The following is a 2,507-nucleotide window of genomic DNA, read 5'->3' on the forward strand; positions in this document are numbered from 1 at the left end:
TTGCCTCCCCTATGAATTGCCATAGGGTTATTATATATTTCCTCTAGGGGAATTTTCAATTAGAATTTGGGGTACTTTTAGGATATCATAAACAGGCATTTTGCCTATTCTGCAATGCTTCAGGTGGAACTTGAAAGAAGATCAAAGAAAAGGGGTGATAAATAATGGCTACAATAAGAACTGCAATTCAAGTCACTGATGGGATGTCACCAGCAATCAAGTCTATGAATAAAGCCTTGAATATGACCATATCAAGCTTTGAAGCACTTCAGAACGTGTCAGGAAGGGCAATTGATACATCATCAATTCAAGCAGCAAGATCAGAGTTAAACAGGGCAGAAATGGCAATGAATAGCTTTGAACAGGAAATCAGAGAAACTAACGCTGCACAGCAACAGTTCAATAATTCAGTTTCAACTTCATCAGGTATGCTTGGTAAACTCAAAAGCCTTGCACTTGGTGTGGGTGTAGCCTTCAGTGCAAAGAAGATCATTGATTTTTCTGACAGCATGTCACAAACAACAGCAAGACTGAACCTGATGAATGATGGACTTCAAACCACTGCAGAACTTCAAGACATGATCTTACAATCAGCAAACAGATCCAGGGCATCATACATAGGTACTGCAGATGTAGTTGCCAAGTTAGGACAAAGGGCAGGGGATGCTTTCAGTTCTAATGAAGAAACCATTGCTTTTGCTGAAGCCTTGAATAAATCGTTTGTCATTGCAGGTGCAAGCCAACAGGAAATGGCTTCTGCAAGCTTACAGTTGACACAAGCACTTGGTTCAGGTGTCTTGCGTGGTGAAGAACTCAATGCAGTGTTTGAATCAGCACCAAACGTGATTCAGACCATTGCAGATTACATGGATGTTCCAATTGGACAGATCAGGAACATGGCTTCAGAAGGCATGATCACTGCTGATATAGTTAAGAATGCAATGCTAAGTGCAAGCAGTGATATTGATTCAACCTTCAGAGAAATACCAATGACATTCAGTCAAATAGGAACATTGATCAGCAATAACCTGATCCAAACATTACAACCAGCTATTCAAATGATTGGTAGGGGTGCAGCTTGGATTGGTGAAAACCTTGATTTAGTCATTCCAGTTGTTTATGGTTTGGCTGGTGCTGCTGCAACTTATGCTGCAGTGTTAGGTATTCAGGCAGCTGCTACATGGTATGCTAAGGTTGCACAAGATGGCTTGAATATGTCGTTACTTGCTAACCCTGCACTGTGGATTGCACTGGCAATTGGTGTCCTTATTGGGATGATCTATAAGTGGGTTCAATCCGTTGGTGGTTTGGAAGTTGCCTGGAAGATTGCAATGAATGGGATCCTGACTGCTTGGGATTGGGTGAAGATAGGATTTTTCACAGGTATTTATTGGATCCTTGATCTTTGGGATAAGATGAAGCTTGGGATGATGACAGCTGGAACAGGTATTGCAAACTTTATGGGTGATATGAAAGCAAGTGTCCTGATGATCCTTCAGAACATGGTCAATGGTGCCATAGACATCATAAATGGCTTCATAGGCACGTTGAACAAGATCCCTGGTGTTTCTATTGATACCATCAACAATGTCACGTTTGGAACGGATGCAGCACTTCAGAATGAAGCTGAAAAACAAGCAAGGAATGCTGGACTTGAAGCCTATAAGACAGAAATTGAATCCAATATGGCTGACAGGGATGCAGCACTTCTTCAGATGAAGAATGATGCTATTTCAGCAACTGCAGCAAGACAAGCTGACATTGACATTGCAAAAGCTGAAGCACTTGCAAAACAAAGTGATCCATCAAGTGGATTTGCTTTTGATGATATGGCTTATGATATGTCAGACACAGCATCAAACACAGCAAAGATGGCAAATTCAATGGATGCAAGCGAAGAAGAATTGAAATATTTGCGTGAAATGGCTGAACAGGAAGCTATTAATAGATTTACAACAGCAGAAGTTAAGATTGATATGGGTGGTATAACCAACAATGTCAGCAGTGAAACAGATCTTGATGGTATGATCACATACCTGGAAGAAAAGCTTGAAGAAGCTTACCAGGTTACAATGGAAGGTGTACACCCATAAAAGAATTGAACCCTTGGTTAAGTCCAGGGGTTCTTTTTTATTTGTAAAACTATGGTATAATTAAAACAAGGCTTCAGAAAGCTTTTCTAAGACGTTTTCAAGTCATGGGTATAGATTTATATAGGTAAAGCCAAAGGAAGCCAATTTAGACAAGCTGGAAGGGTAGGTGGAAGCATTATGTCACAACCAAAACCAAAGTTTATAGACAGTCCTTATTTTGTTGAAGAATATGGAAACTGGCACTTGTTAGATAATGCACCTGAAGAAGTAAAGAAAGAATTTGAACAATACATGAAAGAATCAGGAACATACAAGAAAGAAGGGGCTGTTTCAAAATATAGTTCCTAAATAAAAGAAAAAGAGCTAAAAAATCTATTGATTTTTCAGCTCTTTTTTAGTATGTTTTATCTGATA

The 2,507-nt window shown here is 39.5% G+C and carries 2 protein-coding genes; both read left to right on the forward strand.

The window, feature by feature from the left end; translation table 11 throughout:
• Positions 1–164: 164 nt before the first annotated feature.
• Positions 165–2,093 carry a tape measure protein gene (locus Q326_RS0114785; RefSeq protein ID WP_026896060.1) on the forward strand — a complete coding sequence of 643 codons (1,929 nt, stop codon included), beginning with the start codon at positions 165–167 and terminating at the stop codon, positions 2,091–2,093.
• Positions 2,094–2,270: 177 nt separating this feature from the next.
• On the forward strand, positions 2,271–2,441 hold the full coding sequence (locus tag Q326_RS18600) for a hypothetical protein (protein WP_156936331.1): 171 nt from the start codon (positions 2,271–2,273) through the stop codon (positions 2,439–2,441).
• Positions 2,442–2,507: the final 66 nt, after the last annotated feature.

Source organism: Clostridiisalibacter paucivorans DSM 22131 (assembly GCF_000620125.1).
Classification (GTDB): Bacteria; Bacillota; Clostridia; order Tissierellales; family Clostridiisalibacteraceae; genus Clostridiisalibacter; species Clostridiisalibacter paucivorans.

Bases quoted from the DNA above. Each gene is read 5' to 3' on its own strand.
- Q326_RS0114785 (WP_026896060.1), top strand. From the start codon at position 165: ATGGCTACAATAAGAACTGCAATTCAAGTCACTGATGGGATGTCACCA.
- Q326_RS18600 (WP_156936331.1), top strand. From the start codon at position 2,271: ATGTCACAACCAAAACCAAAGTTTATAGACAGTCCTTATTTTGTTGAA.